Raw genomic sequence first — 17,035 nt, forward strand, 5'->3', positions numbered from 1 at the left:
AGGGAGCCTTGCGATAGCCTAAGTCTGGGTGAGTAATCTGGATAAATCTTTCCTAATGATATCAAGCCGATCTTCCATAAGTACCTGTGGAATTTTATAGCCGACAAACAAGGGAGATACAACAAAGCGTGGGATGGCCTTGCAAATAATCAAGTCATGAAAATGGTAAAAGAAAAGGTTATAGCTGGTGCATCCCTTATGGAAACCATCCAAAATATAACGGACCAGGATTTGAAGTTTATCAGCAAAATCATCAATCTCATCTAATGTGTTCAATATTAAATTGAATTCAGTAAAACCGATAACTGGATACTTTGATACATTTAACTCAATACCGGATTTCTTGTATACCTCTGTGCCTTCAAAATCAATCATTGCCATATTCTTATGGTAATCTACATGTTTCATTCCAATCACTTGCATATGGGCATGCTGAATGCTGCCGCCTGAAAAGGGACCATGATTCTTAAATAAGATAACGGACTCATACTCACCAGTCTTCTCCACTTCAAGCCATTTAGCAATACTGAAGCGAATTAATTCACGCATATGCTTCTGTTCATATCCCCTTATATCTTCGTGACATTGATTGGTTTCAATAATGACCGTTTGATAGGTATCCAGAAGAGTGGGATATTTATTCATCAACCAAATAATATCTCCCTTTGTCTCAAGAATATCGGTAAGCTCATCTCTTTGGCAAAAGGGGCAGGCTGCTGTTTTATTACGGATAGTTTCAGGCTTTTGACTGCCAATTGTACTTGAAAAATATAATTGTTGCTGATCCATACTTGCACCTACCTTGTTAACTGTTAAAACTCGATATGTTTATTATAAATTAAAGATATGTACGATTGTATATTTTTAGCCATATTATAGAAATAAAAAAAGTGTAAAAATACATAATAAAATGTCGATAGTAACAATGACATATATCTTTAATTGATTGATTATAAAAACATGGACGGTGAGTAGTGAAATGGATTTCGAGTATAGGGATCAATATGTACAGGGAGAAATAGGTGATGTGATTTATTTTAAAAGAGGAAATATATTTATCTTTGGAGAAATTATAATACTGAGGGAAGCTTCGTGTATTGTGGAAATTTCTAAAGAATATGCAGACGAATTGAAACTCAACACAACGAGAACAGTTGTAAGACATGGTAATTATAAAATTATTGAGACCTCAAAAGTTCGCGCAAGAGTAAGTGAGCAACAAATCGATCCATTCAGTACACAAGTTTATCATTAAATTTACAATTCGTAGGGAGTGATTGTAAAAGTACCAATCGTGCAATGAAATCACCATTGAATATGCCTTTAAAGTTTTTTAAACCAAATTTGGAAGGAGAGAAGAAATGAAAATTAAATTATACGTCTTTTTAACATCTACCAAGGATAAAGAAAATAGTAGAAGCGAAATGATGATGAAAACAGTTGAGTCATCTTTCCGTCCGGTAATAGGAGACATTATTGAAGATCCTGGATTTGATCAGGGATTTCACAACGGATATGAGGTTGTGAAGGTGACGGTTAATTATGAGAAGAATGAATGCTATGTATCTCTTAGTCCGATGGCAATTGAATTAGAGGAAATTAGATTCGATGATTATATAGGTAAGCTTACAGCCAATGGATGGGAAATCGTTTCAAAAGAGGATATATCAATGGCTAAATCTCAATCTCAACTATGATCTTTATACATATTATGACATCTTGAATCAAAGGACCGCGATTGGTCCTTTAATCATTTATAATCTAATTTTTATCTCAGGGCCTGTTGGTTTTCTTTTGAAAGGAGTTTGATGGTCTGTAAAATTAAACGTCAGTTCAGGAAGAGAATCCGGTAATGGGGGAGAAACTATTATTCATTTAAGGGGGCAATCACATCATGAAAAGAGAATGTGATTGCCCCCTCTCTGTTATTAGATTAGATTAAGCACCAACCTTCACATGGTCGGTGTCAGGCTGATTGGTTAAATCTTTCTTCTGAAGCAGCCACATGAGTCCTGCTGAAATGAATCCGAGGGATCCAATTACCATCCAGGCAGATGTAATCGAGTATGCTGCAATAAAGCTTCCCATAATCATTGGGCTTGTTGCATATCCGGCGCCAATTATCAGTGGGAGAATACTGCTGACTCTGCCTCTGTGCGAAGCTGGTGTTTGATTAGCTATAAAGGTCGAAGCATTGATCGCAATCATGATTTCTCCAATGGTCATGATGAAAATAGATACATAGAAGAAGGGAAGAATCGTGGTGAAGGCGAGCATACCAAAGGCAAAAGCATAGCATAAGGCTCCGGTAGCTATCACTTTTATAGGTCTTATCTTATTTGTCAGTTTCGTAATAATCGGCGTAAACGAGATAACCAATATACCGTTAAATGCGGCAAGTGTTCCGTAATAAGCTGCGCCAGAATCATTAAATAACTCTTCTAAGTGCAGAGGTATGGTAAATGCCCATTGTGCGTATTCAAATTCAATACATAATAGAATAAAAGCGAACATAATTAATATTGGTCTTGCCCTCAGTACTTTAAAAACAGATCCTTCTACATGCTCCTCAAGCTTTCTTTCCGTTTTCTCTGTTACCGAAATATGTTTGGTTTTTGTCTCTTTTATAAAAATAAAAATTAATGTTGTAGCTAAGAGCGTAGCGATCCCATCAATGATGAAAACAAGATCTAAATGATTTTTATATAGTAGACCGGCCATGATTGGACCAACCGCAAAACCTAAATTAAAACCCATATAGGTTAATGAATAAGCACCTTTCCGATTCTCGGGGGTAGTTAAATCCGCCAATAGTGCATCGTAGGCAGGTGAGCACAAAGCAAAGAAGAGTGATGATAGCATGAGCAAATAGGCCATGGTCATCGAAGGCTCTATTAAACCTATGGATATAACGGTTATGCCTCCTAGACCTTGCGAAACAACAATAATAAATTTTCTTCCCAAGGTATCAGCCAGCTTTCCGCCTAAAATCATACTTGGTGCAGAAATAACACTGACTAAAGTTACATATAGTCCTGCTTGGGCACTATCCATGCCAATCTTCTGAGTGAGGATTAAAACAAGCAGCGGATGTACAAACCCTCCCAGACTATTAATAATTCGAGCAAAAAATATAATATAAATTTCTTTGGGTAAGCCTCGATATGGACTAAACAAATTTTTAAAAGACTGCATAATGCCTCCTGATTCCTTTAATTAAGTTCCAATAATTTCTATTTTAATAGATAAATAGGTAAAAGAGAATATTGTTTAAAAAATTTAAAATATTTTGAAGTTTTAAAGGAAGGAATTGGTATAATGGTGTGTGAAAGATGATAGTTTCAACCAGAGAGAAGGTAAGCAGATGGAGTTTTTTAATGTATTGATTCCGGTATTTGTTATATTTGCTTTAGGATATATAGGCGAGAAGAAGATAGGATTTGATCCAAAAACGATCTCAACGATGTCCCTTTATTTAATGACACCATTACTGGTGTTTCAAACGTTTTATACTAATGAACTGACCTTAGATTATCTTTATATTGTTATTTACGCGTTTGGGCTTTGTTTAGCACTTATGATCTTTGTATGTTTTATCGCTTTTATAAATAAATACAACATAAAGGAAACCTGTGGGCTCATTCTTGGTTCGGTTTTTATGAACAATGGTAATTATGGAACACCTGTTGCGTTATTATTGTTTGGCGCTGCCGGATTTGATTACGCCATCATCTTAATGGTCACCCAAAGTATCGTGATGGCTACAATTGGGGTATATGTAGCGGCGCGAGGAAGTGATATAGGCGGAGGGATTAGAGATACACTTGCAATTGTATTACGTATGCCTGTTGCATATGGAGCGATTTTTGGACTGTTATTTCAGTACACGGGTATTACCATCAGCCATTCCTTAATGACTACCATTGATTTAGTTGGAAGCGCGGCTATTCCGACAATCATGCTTGTTTTAGGTATGCAATTAGCCAAAATCAGTCTTAAGAATATTGAATATAAAAAGGTTACGTATGCACTAATCATTAAATTGGCAGTGGCGCCCCTTGTAGCGTGGGGAATTTCAGCCCTTTTGCCAATCGATACCTTGCTTAAACAATTAATGATTATCATGGCCGGAATGCCTGCTGCTGCAAATACGACGATGTATGCCATTCAGTTTAATACAAAGCCGGAATTTGTTTCGGTTTGTACATTTATAAGTACAGTACTTAGCTTAATCACTTTACCAATCATTTTTTATTTTGTTTTATAGTGAGAAGGATTTATTAGAAAGTGAAGTACATAAAATGGGATTAAACGAATCAATTTATATGAAATATTAGTTGTTCCGCAGAAAGGATGGTATTGGGAATGAAAAGAAACAAAGTATGGATTCCAGCGCTTTTAATGGGGGTAAGCTTGGTGGTATGTATAATGGCCCTTATCCAATCGATCAACTCAACTCCTCAAAAATATCCATTATTAGGCTTGATCCCCTGTGTTATAGGTGCAGCTTCTTTTCTATATATCAATAAAACCGCCCAAAAAAAGACTTTGTTTCTATGGTTCACTCAGATATTAAATATACTATTTATGATATTTCCATTGATAACACTTCTATACTTTATGTCCTCTAATTAGATTCTTAATTATTGACCTCTTGATTTTGAGGTCTTTTATTTATGCTATAAATCTTAAAACTATAAAATTATGGTATTTTTTATAATATATTGAAACTTTTTTCTAGGATAAACAGTCTAATAAGTAGAGAGAAAACAGGGGGGAGCCGCATGCATGAAGATGCTTCTTTAGTACAAAGGGCTATAAAAGGGGATGATACAGCATTTTTAACTTTATTAGATCTTCATAAGGAACAGCTGTATCGAACGGCCATTGTCTATTTAAAAAATGAAGGAGAAGCTCTGGAAGCTATCCAGGAAACGACTTTTCGAGCATACCGTTCAATTAAAAAGCTGCGAGAGCCATCCTATTTCTCTACATGGCTTGTAAGAATTTTATTAAACGTTTGTTCAAATGAATTGAAGGCCAAAAAAATACACCATCATTTCATTGGACAGGAAATGGTCCATACGGATGATTATGGTCAGCTTGAAATAGAAGAGGCGCTCATGTTCCTGGATGAACCATCACGTGAAATCATCGTATTAAAGTATTTACGGGACCTATCCATAAGTGAGATTGCGGATATATGTGAATGCCCACAAAGTACGGTTAAAACAAGACTTTACAAAGGCCTTCGGAAGCTCAAGGAACTAATGAAGGAATCGGGAGGTACCCGCCATGTATGAAAAAGAGAGACAAGAATTATTGGATTTAAAAAAACAAATGGAATATGTGCCTGTACCAAACGAAAAAGTTTCCGCAGCCATTCAGTCAGGCTTTAGTAAAGCCAAACACAAGAAGAGAAAAAGACTTATAAAATATACAGGATTAGCAGCGGCTGCTATTGTACTCCTGTTTTGCATTAGCCTGGTACGAGTGTCACCGTCCTTTGCAAATGCCCTTTCTTCTATACCGGGCGCAGAAAAAATTATCAATCTAATCCGAAACGATAAAGGCTATATGTCTGCAGTGGAGAATGATTTTTTACAGTCAGTTGGACAGACGCAAGAGAAGGATGGGTATAAGGTAACGATTGAATCCTTAATTGTTGATAGGCATAGGATGGTTGTTTTTTATCATATAGAGGGAGCAGGGGATGATATACAAATAGAATTTCCCGATCTATTGATTGACGGAGACGGTGTCGAGCAATCCATATCCTATTCAGTTCATGAAAATGGGTTCGGCTCCTTAGATTTTAATCTAGTGCATCAGCTTGAAGATAGAGAAGAAATAGAACTAAAAGTCCATCTGAAAAATGACACTAGCTTAATAGGTCCATTTAAGTTCCCTTTGAAAATAGATCATTCCTTGTATAAAGGTCAGCATAAACAGATGGCCATTGATGAAACAGTGACCATAGACAATCAGCGGATTACGTTTGGAAAAGTAGAAATTGATCCACTAAGTGTCAGGGTTGACGTAAAATATGATCCGAATAATACAAAAAAAATATTTCATTTGAATCATGTTAGGCTAATGGATGATAAAGGTGAGATATGGGGATCTACTGGCAGTCATTTTAATGAGGAAGAAAGTGAAATCTATATAGAAAGTAATTATTTTCGGAAACCCGAGAAGCTGTACCTACTATTCGATGGTATTCATGCTCTAGATAAGGATGAGTTAATCATTGAAGTTGATGAAAAAACAGGCAGGCTATTGAAATATCCATCGGATGGATTAGTGAAATCTTCTAAGATAGAAGAAAATAAGGTGTATATTTTCATGAAAATCCCCAAGAGTAAAGATACTGTTTCTGGCGGTGGAATGATAAATGATGGAACAGGTAAAGAAATTTCAACAGGGGAAGCGGAGTACTGGGAAATAGACGGTTTAGACGCTATAAGCTTCTACTATAAACCAGAAGAAATCATTAAGGGTCCTCTTAATATTGAATTAGACACCTACCCACTTACCCACAAAAAGCAAGTCAAGCTCCAAATAAAATAATGGAACAAAATTGTTCTCAATGATTGTTGGCCGGTTTTATCATAAAAGTCACCTGAGGAGCTTATACATAATAATAGGAACGGAAAGGGGGAAATCGATTGAAAAGGAGTGCCATTATAAAAGGAAATTATCGATATTCCCTAAAGAGGGAATGGGATGATTACAATTTAAGAAAAGCTGTCTTTGTTCTTTTACACCCAAGCGAGGCTGATGACAGAGTGGATGACCGGACGACCATGCGTTGTGTTTCGTTTGCTAAGAAATTAGATTGCGGTTCTGTGGAATTGGTGAATGTATTTGCCTATCGGAGCAGGGAATGGAGAGATCTCAGGAATCTGTCCTTGGAGGAGGCTACAGGTCCTGAAAACCGCTTCTATTTAGAAAATGCCTTACACAGCGGTTCTGAAATTATCGTTGGCTGGGGAGAAAACTGTACCATCCATCACAAAGATTATCAGTTATTATCGGACTGGTTTAAGGGATATGATCCTAACTGCCTGGGTACAACAAGAGAGGGGCATCCCCTGCATCCGTTGTTTGTAAGAAGTGATACGACCGTTCAACCCTATCTCTTTCCAAATGTAAGTTCGTTTAAACCGTCATGACAAAGGAGCTGTCGATTCATTTCGACAGCTCCTTTTTAGATAGATAAGTAGTTTATGAAGCAGGTGGCGGAGTTGGTATTTCAGTTTCGTCTGTGCCATCGTCCACAGGAGGATCAGGTTCTTCTACACCATCATCCGGATTTTCACTGTCTTCTTCCTCTTCTGGTTCAGTTGGTACATAGGATCTGGGGCAGGTTCGATAGCCGGTGTCTCAGCTTCCGGTGTTTCAGGTTCAGCTGCAGGCTGATCGCCCGAAGGTTTGTCCGATTCTTCCTCTTTATTGGTTTCTTCTTTATCTTGCTCCTCTGACTTGTTTGTTTCTTCTTAGTCCCCTCTTGTAAACTCTTAATAATATCCTTTAATTCCTCTTCACTGCTATCTTCCATCTGACCACCTACACCTGAGCAATAGGAGTATACGCCCACCATATAGATAATCAGGAACAAATCATAAACATTCCTGCACTGACACATTATTTGAATAAATTAAAACCAGCAGGAAATGAGCTGCGTAATTTTCAGCCTATTTTTATAGAGGATGCCACATACGGTTTTCCTGAAAAATTTATTAAGCAATTTAATCTCGTATCCATGTTAATTGTCCCTATTTATGTTCCGGAAGAAGGTAAGATGATTGGCGGCATTTTACTAGATAAAGGGCCAGGGCGGAAATTTGAGCGAGATAGGAGCTTGTATCCCGCATTAATGAAATTTGGGCAAAGTGCAGGAGAGCTGTTGCTTAGGTTTACGAACCCTGAAAATTCTGTAACACAGAATGATTTAAATCGTAAACTATCATTTTCTCCTTGTGAGGTTGATATTATTAAGTTATTGGCTGCAGGAGCGTCTACAACAGAGGCAGCTGTTCAGCTTTATTTAAGTGAGTATACAGTCAGAGACTATATTTCAATCATTATGAGAAGGCTGGATGCCAAAAATCGAACAGAAGTAGCTGTAAAGGTTATTAGAATGGGAATTATAGATTAGAAATCTGGAAATAAGAGGATTAATAGAAAATACTTAGATAGTTTAGATGTTTTATTAAAATAATAAGTTAGATTTGATTCGCCAATAATCACGGGATTTTTAAGTGGATTTTAGCTTAATTTTCTTCTTCTGTTAAAAGTAATTTACATTTATTTTACTAAATAAATTACTTTTTGTAAGTTTTTTTATAGAATCGAAGTTATTTATACCCTATTATTACAAAATAAAAACTTGTAACATGTTTTTGAAACATAATTGTAATATTACTATAACTTATTTGTTAAATTAGCATGATATACTTATCCATGTTAGATAAATAGATAAATAGAAATGGTATGAAAGACCCGATAAATTAAAAAAACTAGGAAGCAGGTAATATCTTAATGATGAATAAAAGAATTATTGCGCTAAGTACGGCTTTATTGCTTGGGTTCAGCAGTTACATAGGCATTCCATCAGCAAGTGCTGCAAAAGACCCGGCCAGGCAAGCTGAGGTTGATAAAGCTCAAGCTGCTTTAAATGAGGTACAAGCTGAAATTTCTACTCTGAATACTCGTATTGATCAAATCAACCAGGCTGTTAAAGATAATCAGAACATGATTAATAAAACAGAAGATGATATTGTCAAAACGGAAAAACAAGTAGAGACTTTAGATAATGAAATTACCGAACTGGAAGAAAAAAATGAAAAGCGCCAAGAAATTTTAAAGAAGCGTGCTGTTACATACCAACAAACAAATGGTAACGTCAGCTATTTAGAAGTCATTTTTGGATCTACTAGTTTTGGAGATTTTATTGAACGAATCGGAGCCGTTTCAACAATTGTTAAAGCGGACCGTCAATTGATCGATGAAATTCAAGAGGATCAGACTAAACTTGAGGATAAACAAGCAACAGTAGAAGAAAAGCTTACTGGTTTAAAGGATATGAAAACTGAGCTTGTTGGTATGCAGCAGGATATTAAGCAACAACAAGATCAAACAAACTCTTTGAAGAAAGAGCTTAAAGTTAAGGAAGAAGAAAGTCAACGTCAATTAGCAGATGCTAAAGCAAGAAATATCGATATTGTGGTAGAGCCAGTTGTTGTAAAAGAAACTTCCAATGTAAAAGAGAAAGTTGAAAAGATCGCTGATACTCAAAAAGAAGAAACAAACTCTTCAACTAAGAATGAAACAACAAATAAAGTGAATTCCAGCTCTAAAGAAGAAGCTGTAAACACTTCGAAGAACGAACAAACTAGCTCTAAACCAGCTAATTCAAACTCTTCTAATAAGAAGCCAAGTTCTACTAATAGTTCTACCCAAAATAAAAATATTCAAACCGTTATAACTGCAGGCAATAAATATATTGGGAACTCCGTATATGTATTCGGCGGCGGAAGAACTCAAGCTGATATTGCAGCAGGACGCTTTGATTGCTCCGGTTTTGTTAGCTGGGCATTTAAACAAGGTGGATACTCTGTACCAGCGAGCACAGATGCTCTGAAACATGCTGGAAGACAGATTCCAACAAGCCAAATGCAACCTGGAGATATGGTTTTCTTCGATACGTATAAAAAAGATGGCCATGTTGGCATTTATGTTGGCGGTGGAAAATTCATCGGTTCCCAAAGCTCTACTGGTGTAGCAATTGCCAGCCTTAAAAGCGGATACTGGGGTAAAAAATTCAACGGACGTGTAGTACGCGTTCATTAATCGATAAAAAGCTTGATAGGAAAGAGACGTCATGATTAAAGTGACGTCTCTTTTTCCTTTATAATCAATTAATTTGCGATTATGGGCTTAAGAGTAGGAAACAATAGAAATAAATACTCTAGCTTTAATAGCCGATGAAAGGACTAAATTATTCAACAGAAAAAAGAGAGGCGCCAGTAAGCCAATTAATTGCTTACGAGGCAGCCTCATTTTTTGCTTTATAACTTAATTCTTATAGGAGTATGGTTATTATCCAATTATCATACCTGCAATAGCGGCGCTTAAACAAGATGCCAATGCACCTGCAATAATCGCCTTTATGCCTAAACGGGCAATGTCTGGTCTGCGATTTGGTGCTAGTTTGCCAAGTCCACCGAGTAAGATTCCAAGAGAAGAAAGATTAGCAAACCCGCATAATGCAAAGCTGATAATGACAACGGCTTTATCTGACATTGTATCAATCATTGGTGCAAAATTACTGTAGGCAACAAATTCATTAATTACGAGTTTTTGACCAATGAAGTTTCCAGCCTGCAGAGCTTCATTCCACGGAACGCCAATTACAAAAGCTAATGGTGCGAATATGTAGCTTAAAATTAGCTCGATAGATAATTGATCAAAACCAAACCAACCGCCAATATATCCCAATATACCATTTAACAATGCGATCAATGCGATAAAAGCAAGCAGCATAGCTCCAACATTCAAAGCTAATTGAAGACCTGTTGAGGCTCCGCTTGCAGCTGCATCGATTACGTTTGTTGACTCATCATCTTTTGTCATCTCAAAGCCTTCCGCATCTTCCTGGCTTTCTTCCGTTTCCGGAATCATGATTTTAGAAAGTAATAGTCCCGCAGGTGCTGACATAATACTGGCAGCAAGTAAATAATCCAATGGAACACCTAGTAAAGAATATCCTACTAATACACTTCCAGAGACAGAGGCTAACCCACATACCATGACAGAAAACAATTCTGATTTCGTCAATTTCTCAATGAACGGTTTTATTACGAGAGGGGCTTCCGTACAACCTACGAATATATTGGCGGTTGCATTAAATGTTTCTGCATTTTTAGTACCCAATAGTTTTGAAAGAGCACCACCAACATATTTGATTACGAATTGCATAATTCCTAAGTAATATAAAACAGAGATTAAAGCAGAGAAGAATATGATGATTCCTAAAACATTAAATAAGAAAACATGTGTAATTCCGGATTCTGGTGTATAAAGCCCACCAACCAGGAAGCTGATTCCTTCATTAGCATAACCAATCGTATTGTTCACAACATCGGTTACTTTTTGAAAGGCTGCCCGTCCAAGTGGCCATTTTAAAACAATGAATGCAAAAGAAATTTGGATAATTAGTGCCACGACAACTGTACGGATGTTAATATTTCGTTTGTTAGTGGAGAGAAGAAAGGCAATGCCTAAAATACAGATAATTCCTAACAAACCCCAAAGATAATTCATTATGTCACCCCATGATTGTATTTTTTACATAAAAAAAGAAAATTGTTACTATTATACAAATTGTTAATATAACAATCTAATGTTTATATTGCAAGCAGAGTATACTGAAATAGTAGTATTTCGGAATCAATAACAGAAAACTATATGGAGTGTCTCTGTTTTATGTCAGGCGGTGTATGGAATTTTTGTGAGGAGAGAAAAAAATATCACCTCCTAAATAAGGTGCCCTGAACTTTAATAGTACATTCAGATACACTTGAAGGGAACGAGAAACCAAGTTCGGAGTTCCCTTCTTAATAGAAGAGGGGGATTAGTCTCTGAATAGTAAATCTGAAGATACAGGCTTTATATCTAATTCTCTTGACCAAACAGATAGTTGTCCAACATGGTGGATTTCATGAGTGATGATGTGGCGGAGGATTTTCCCGTACGTAAAGGAAAATGTATGCCCATTCCTATTCGTTATATTCAGTATCTTATTGTCCAATTGTGGATCCCAGGGGCTTATAAATTCTGTAGTAAGTTTTTTAATTTCATTAGAAAAGTCTATGACATCTGTCAAGTTAGTAATAGTGAAGAGATCTCTAACCATAACTTCTGATCCTTTCATTTGATTAATCCATATTTGTTCACAATCAATGACATGATATAAATTATGTAATATACTGCCCATTCCACCGATATGTTTTTTCATCAATTCCTCACTAGAAACGTTTTGACACCATTTAAACCAGTCTTCTCTAACTTGCCAATTGTATAAGAACATTTGAAGCATACTATCAGTCCTCCTCATCCGAAAACGTTTTTCTGTTATAAGTCTAATATTCAACACATAACTCCAAAGTGAGAATACTAAAGTTACTCTTGTACAGTAATTATCTATCTCTGTAAAGAAGAAGTGTCCTGGATTTCCTGCCAGGACACCTTTTTGGGTAATTATTTTTTCACTTTGATTGTTTTTGCTTTGCTTGTGTTTCCTGCTTTATCCTTAGCCGTTACAGATAGGGAAGTGCCGGCTTTTTGTTTTTTGATTTTGACCGTGTAGTTCCCTTTGCTGTTGGCTGTCGCAGTACCAAGAGTTTTTGATCCTACTTTCACAGTTACTTTCGCACTTGATTCTGTTTTACCGGTAACCTTTGTAGAACTTGACTTTACCGTATTAACAGAAGGAGCAGAAGGAGCTGTTTTATCTGCGACTTTAACGTTTTTAGCTTTGCTTGTATTGCCAGCCTTATCTGTCGCAGTTACGGATAGGGAAGTACCAGCTTTTTGTTTTTTGATTTTAACGGTGTAGTTTCCTTTGCTGTTGGCAGTAGCTGTGCCAAGAGTTTTGGAACCAGATTTCACCGTCACCTTCGCACCTGCTTCTGTCTTCCCTGCTACGGTTGTTGACTTGTCAGATACCGTATTGACAGAAGGAGCAGAAGGAGCTGTTTTATCTGCCACTTTAACCGTTTTCGCCTTGCTTGCATTGCCAGCCTTATCTGTCGCACTTACGGATAGGGAAGTACCAGCTTTTTGTTTTTTGATTTTAACGGCATAGTTTCCTTTGCTATTGGCAGTAGCTGTACCAAGAGTTTTGGAACCGGCTTTCACCGTAACTTTCGCTCCTGTTTCTGTTTTACCTGTTACAGATGTTGATTTATCTGAAACAGCATTGACAGAAGGGGTAGAAGGAGCGGTCTTGTCTGTTACTGTGATTGCTGTTGCTTCGCTCACTAATCCAGTTTTCGGATCTGTAACAGTGGCGTATAATTTAGTACCAGCTTTTAGTTTAGTTTTTAAATCTACTGAGAACTTACCATTTTTAGCTGTTGTAGAAAGTGTTAGGTTCTTTTTGTCTGTAATGGTTACTTTTGAATCAGTTGGTGCAGTACCTGTGATTTTAGTGCTGGCATCTGATACTTGATTAATAGATGGTTTAACAGGTATAGGAACCTTATTAATCTCAATTCGTTTCGTTACCTGATGTCCAGCGAGGTCCTCGAGGACAAATTCATATTCATTTATACCATCCACTAATTGTAGTTCTAGATCTTGAGATATTGAGTAAGGTGCATATACAGGTAAATCTCCTAAATCATTAAATGTGTTTATTTCTTCATTGCCATTAACGACTAAGCGTAATGCATTATAGTTGTCGCCAACCTTGACTTTAACCTTTTGGCTATCACCTGCTGAGAAAACTTTATAATCAACATCAATGGTTGGTTTTTTCGTATCTATAAATATTTCTCTGTTAAAATCGATTTTGTTACCAGCGACATCAGCTCCGTAGAAACGGATATCTTTCTTACCTTCTTTAGAGAAATCGAGAACATCCCAGAAGTAATATTGTTTAGTTTCTTCATCCCATTCAAGCTCAAGATTTTGACGTTTACCTTCATACTCTACTAAAACATAATCCATGTTGGAATCGTCCGTTACATAGCCTTCGACCTCAATATCTAAATAGTCATAGACTCCAAGTGGTGCTGGTGATTCAGAGACAATGTAAGGGACCTTCTTATCCAATAATGATTTAGCTCCGCGATTACCGGCATAATCATGTGCAATAACATTGATATTATCTCCGTTTTTCACTTCGACAGGAGTATCATCACTATACTTTTGATCTGTTAAATTAACACTGTAAGTATTGTTGGTATTTGGTGCAACATAATTCTTGAGTGTTTTGCCATTGATGGATAACTCAATGTATTTAAGACCAGCACCTGTTTTTGTATCCTCTGCCTTAAATGTGACAGTTTTGGTTGCATCGTCATATTTAAGATCAGATACAGCTGGCTCTGTGTTATCAACCAAGATAGGCATCTTAAATACTTGTGCTTCTTTATTTTCATAATCAATTGTTGCTTTAATTTCGTAATAGTATAATCCTTCTTGAACCTGCTTGTTATTTACTTTGCCATCCCATTCCGTAGTATATGGATCAAATGTGACGTCAGAGTCTGCTGCATAATTCTTTCTTTGATACTTATCCGTCGTTATTTTACGTATCGTGTTACCATCTGTGTCAGTAATACTGTATTCTACCGTCTTACTATTTCGTAAAAATGATAGAGCTGGTGCTATTGAATCATTATGACTATCTTCATTTGGTGAAAAGGCTATTTTACCTGGATCGACAATTTGATTTTTATCAAATGGACTGATTCCGTAGAATTCCCCGGTATATGGATCGACAAGTCCTGTCATTCCATAGAAGGAGTTCGCATCATTATTCATTGGGTCGATAATGTTTGGTTTATTCCAATCACCTTTAAAACCAACAAATGGCACGGATAAGGTAGGTAGTGAATCTTCTACATTTTTGGCTTTTAAGAAAACAAATCCTTCGATAAAGTATCCGTTTTTCATTGCTTTTTCTAGATCAGCTTTGGCATTTTTCAAATCGATTGTGATTGTGAAATCTTTTGATTTTCCAGCTCCAACGGTAATTTCACTGTCGGATGTAACAATCGCTTTTTTAATTTCTTGAGGAGTCAAATTATTAAAAGTATGTCCATTTGACTCATAGAGTGCATCGGACAGCACAGTGGTATCTATTGTATAAGTTGCATCTTTCTTACTGAAGTTGGTAGCTGTCAATGCAAAAGAGAACTTATCCTTAGAAATTTCTTTTAATGTGACTTTTCCTTCATTAGTTCCTTTAGCTACAACATAAACGGATGAAGTGACTGCTGAATTTAAATTCATTACTCCTGCGCCCTGACGGCGTGGTGAGTAATATGTTGTACCAAGTGGGTCTTTAATAGTTTCAGATGTATTCATCAATAATGTTTTGGCACGTTCGACTTTATCCTTGCCTGTTAGACTTGGGAAAGTCTTTTCAACGTATTCCAATACAAGGGCGGACCCGCCGGATACATGAGGTGCAGCCATAGATGTACCACTCATAACCCCATACTTATTATCATTTAAAGTTGAATAGATTTTTCCACCTGGTGCAGTGATTTCAGGTTTAAAATCTAAGTTTGGCGTAACCCCCCATGAAGTGAAGGTCGACAATTGACCGGCCGTACCATTTTCAAGTTGGATCATGTCTCCTGTGAATTTAACTTTTCCTACTTCCCCAGCAGCTTTGAGTTTCTCTTCAAACATCGTTCCATCACTTATTCTCAATGATACAAGAGGAATGGTAGGATTGTTCAAGGCCATGCTCACAAAATCCCCATGTGCTGGAGTTCCTCTAACAATAACACCGATTGCACCTGCAGTTTCTGCTTGCTTTTGGATTTCTCCATAGTTTGGAGCAGCGCCAGTTCTGACAGCAAAGACAATTTTACCCTTTACATCCTTGTCCTTATATCGATCTGGGTGTCCATCTCCTACATAAACGACATCCTGTTCATTTGTGCCAAAAACATCTAGTGGCAGAGGAGAGGACTGTGTTTTATATCCAGCCGGATAAGTCGTTCCGCCTATTGTTAATTCGAATTTGTCTACAAATACATGCGTGTTTTCTAGAGATGCGACAGAAATTGAATCTTTGGAAACGCTTGGTGAACCGACAAGTCCGATATCAGGATTGATTGCAAGAGGATCTGCATATCCATCAGAGATTTGTGCAGAATTCCCTGCTGAGATTGACATCAGCACACCATTATTTACTGCTCTTTCCACAGCTTTTTGTTCTGGATCTTCCGGACTTTGGAATCCTGCGGTTGATCCAAGACTCATATTAAGCACATCTGCACCAAGCAGGATGGCATCATCAATTGCTTTAATATAAATATCGCCCCAAGTAGAAGGCATAGCAGCATCATTACCAAAAACTTTTAAAGCCAATAACTGAGTTTCAGGAGCAATTCCTTTTATACCACCAGCATCTTTAGAGCCATTGGACCCAACTGTCCCGCCTACGTGCATTCCATGCATGGATGCATCAGGCCCTAAATCTAAAATTTCCTGGTTTTTATCGTAATAGTTATATCCATATGGAACTTTTGTAGTGTGATACTTTCCTGGGAGATTATTCTTAGATACAACTGAGTCTACATCAGACTTTTTTAATTTAGCTTTACTTTCATCGGTCAAAATCATATCTTTATGGCTAGGATCAATTCCAGTATCGATAATACCAACAACTGTACCCGTACCATTGTATCCTCTGACCCATGTTTCTTCGGCCTTAACAATATCCCCACTGGATACCATTTCAGGTTTTACTTCCGGTCGCTTATATTCATTAGCGATATATACAGATGAAACAGTAGAGATACTTTCAATTTTTGAAATGTCTGAAGCCTTTACTTCACCACTGACCCCATTTGCGACTACTGTAAAGGAGTTTTCAACGTCGAATTTTACACGTTTTTTATTAATAGATGATAGGAAATCGGATTGTTGGTCTTTAACGTTTGCTTGTAATTCCGATTGTTTTGATTTGGAGAGTTCTTTAAACATAACACCTTGTTTAGTGGCGTAATCAATTGCAGGGGTACCTTCTAGTTCTACAATAACACGTACCTTTTCATCTGGGTCATATTTACTTACATCCAGTTTCTTTTTTACTGAGTTACTAAAGGGCTTTAGTTTAGTGTTTTCATATGTATTAGCGCTCGCTGTACCTATACCGATTAATAAGTTAGATAAGAGTAATACCAGTGATAGTAAAACAAAAACTGCATTCTTAGTATTTTTGAAATGCAAAGCTCCAACCTCCCCTTCATTTGTCAAAAACGATAAATCTACAAAATCCCTC

13 protein-coding genes are annotated in these 17,035 nt (G+C 36.9%); 8 read left to right on the forward strand and 5 right to left on the reverse strand.

Translation table 11 applies throughout. The features are described from left to right. Positions 1 to 18: 18 nt before the first annotated feature. A complete protein-coding gene (locus tag F7984_RS05425) occupies positions 19 to 789 on the reverse strand; it encodes a DUF4931 domain-containing protein (RefSeq protein WP_066101215.1) in 771 nt (256 codons plus the stop codon). Positions 790 to 979: 190 nt separating this feature from the next. Between F7984_RS05425 and F7984_RS05430 the strand changes: the two genes are divergently transcribed. Both F7984_RS05430 and F7984_RS05435 read left to right on the forward strand, forming a co-directional pair. Continuing rightward, a complete protein-coding gene (locus tag F7984_RS05430; RefSeq protein WP_140461183.1) occupies positions 980 to 1,255 on the forward strand; it encodes a DUF2187 family protein in 276 nt (91 codons plus the stop codon). A gap of 106 nt (positions 1,256 to 1,361) precedes the next feature. Then, entirely contained in the window at positions 1,362 to 1,697 is a 336-nt protein-coding gene (locus tag F7984_RS05435) for a hypothetical protein (RefSeq protein ID WP_140461184.1), read from the forward strand. A 241-nt stretch (positions 1,698 to 1,938) separates the two neighbouring features. Here F7984_RS05435 and F7984_RS05440 read toward each other — a convergent pair whose 3' ends face one another. Beyond that, positions 1,939 to 3,195 carry an MDR family MFS transporter gene (locus tag F7984_RS05440; RefSeq protein ID WP_140461185.1) on the reverse strand — a complete coding sequence of 419 codons (1,257 nt, stop codon included), beginning with the start codon at positions 3,193 to 3,195 and terminating at the stop codon, positions 1,939 to 1,941. 169 nt (positions 3,196 to 3,364) lie between these two features. Between F7984_RS05440 and F7984_RS05445 the strand changes: the two genes are divergently transcribed. The 6 genes from F7984_RS05445 (at position 3,365) to F7984_RS05470 (ending at position 9,855) form a co-directional block, all read left to right on the forward strand. Beyond that, positions 3,365 to 4,267 carry an AEC family transporter gene (locus F7984_RS05445; protein ID WP_140461186.1) on the forward strand — a complete coding sequence of 301 codons (903 nt, stop codon included), beginning with the start codon at positions 3,365 to 3,367 and terminating at the stop codon, positions 4,265 to 4,267. A gap of 517 nt (positions 4,268 to 4,784) precedes the next feature. Continuing rightward, entirely contained in the window at positions 4,785 to 5,303 is a 519-nt protein-coding gene (locus F7984_RS05450) for a sigma-70 family RNA polymerase sigma factor (RefSeq protein WP_140461187.1), read from the forward strand. Beyond that, on the forward strand, positions 5,296 to 6,570 hold the full coding sequence (locus F7984_RS05455; RefSeq protein ID WP_140461188.1) for a DUF4179 domain-containing protein: 1,275 nt from the start codon (positions 5,296 to 5,298) through the stop codon (positions 6,568 to 6,570). The genes F7984_RS05450 and F7984_RS05455 overlap by 8 nt, the downstream gene beginning before the upstream one ends. 98 nt (positions 6,571 to 6,668) lie before the next feature. Then, positions 6,669 to 7,175: a DUF1643 domain-containing protein gene (locus F7984_RS05460; RefSeq protein ID WP_066101187.1), complete on the forward strand. Its 507-nt coding sequence runs from the start codon at positions 6,669 to 6,671 to the stop codon at positions 7,173 to 7,175. A 476-nt stretch (positions 7,176 to 7,651) separates the two neighbouring features. Next, on the forward strand, positions 7,652 to 8,161 hold the full coding sequence (locus F7984_RS05465; RefSeq protein ID WP_140461189.1) for a response regulator transcription factor: 510 nt from the start codon (positions 7,652 to 7,654) through the stop codon (positions 8,159 to 8,161). A 383-nt stretch (positions 8,162 to 8,544) separates the two neighbouring features. Further along, positions 8,545 to 9,855, forward strand: coding sequence for a C40 family peptidase (locus tag F7984_RS05470; protein ID WP_225983667.1), 1,311 nt, complete (start codon positions 8,545 to 8,547; stop codon positions 9,853 to 9,855). 249 nt (positions 9,856 to 10,104) lie between these two features. Here the strand turns inward: F7984_RS05470 and F7984_RS05475 are convergent, their stop codons facing one another. The 3 genes from F7984_RS05475 to F7984_RS05485 form a co-directional block, all read right to left on the reverse strand. Next, entirely contained in the window at positions 10,105 to 11,328 is a 1,224-nt protein-coding gene (locus F7984_RS05475) for a NupC/NupG family nucleoside CNT transporter (protein WP_140461190.1), read from the reverse strand. A 310-nt stretch (positions 11,329 to 11,638) separates the two neighbouring features. Further along, on the reverse strand, positions 11,639 to 12,103 hold the full coding sequence (locus F7984_RS05480; RefSeq protein ID WP_181161980.1) for a DinB family protein: 465 nt from the start codon (positions 12,101 to 12,103) through the stop codon (positions 11,639 to 11,641). A gap of 161 nt (positions 12,104 to 12,264) precedes the next feature. Further along, positions 12,265 to 16,983, reverse strand: a complete 4,719-nt coding sequence (locus F7984_RS05485; RefSeq protein ID WP_140461192.1) for an Ig-like domain-containing protein — start codon at positions 16,981 to 16,983, stop codon at positions 12,265 to 12,267. Positions 16,984 to 17,035: the final 52 nt, after the last annotated feature.

Source organism: Pradoshia sp. D12 (assembly GCF_008935075.1).
GTDB lineage: Bacteria > Bacillota > Bacilli > Bacillales > Pradoshiaceae > Pradoshia.

Coding starts and splice junctions, on each gene's coding strand:
- F7984_RS05425 (WP_066101215.1), bottom strand. CDS start 789: ATGGATCAGCAACAATTATATTTTTCAAGTACAATTGGCAGTCAAAAG.
- F7984_RS05430 (WP_140461183.1), top strand. CDS start 980: ATGGATTTCGAGTATAGGGATCAATATGTACAGGGAGAAATAGGTGAT.
- F7984_RS05435 (WP_140461184.1), top strand. CDS start 1,362: ATGAAAATTAAATTATACGTCTTTTTAACATCTACCAAGGATAAAGAA.
- F7984_RS05440 (WP_140461185.1), bottom strand. CDS start 3,195: ATGCAGTCTTTTAAAAATTTGTTTAGTCCATATCGAGGCTTACCCAAA.
- F7984_RS05445 (WP_140461186.1), top strand. CDS start 3,365: ATGGAGTTTTTTAATGTATTGATTCCGGTATTTGTTATATTTGCTTTA.
- F7984_RS05450 (WP_140461187.1), top strand. CDS start 4,785: ATGCATGAAGATGCTTCTTTAGTACAAAGGGCTATAAAAGGGGATGAT.
- F7984_RS05455 (WP_140461188.1), top strand. CDS start 5,296: ATGTATGAAAAAGAGAGACAAGAATTATTGGATTTAAAAAAACAAATG.
- F7984_RS05470 (WP_225983667.1), top strand. CDS start 8,545: ATGATGAATAAAAGAATTATTGCGCTAAGTACGGCTTTATTGCTTGGG.
- F7984_RS05475 (WP_140461190.1), bottom strand. CDS start 11,328: ATGAATTATCTTTGGGGTTTGTTAGGAATTATCTGTATTTTAGGCATT.
- F7984_RS05480 (WP_181161980.1), bottom strand. CDS start 12,103: ATGCTTCAAATGTTCTTATACAATTGGCAAGTTAGAGAAGACTGGTTT.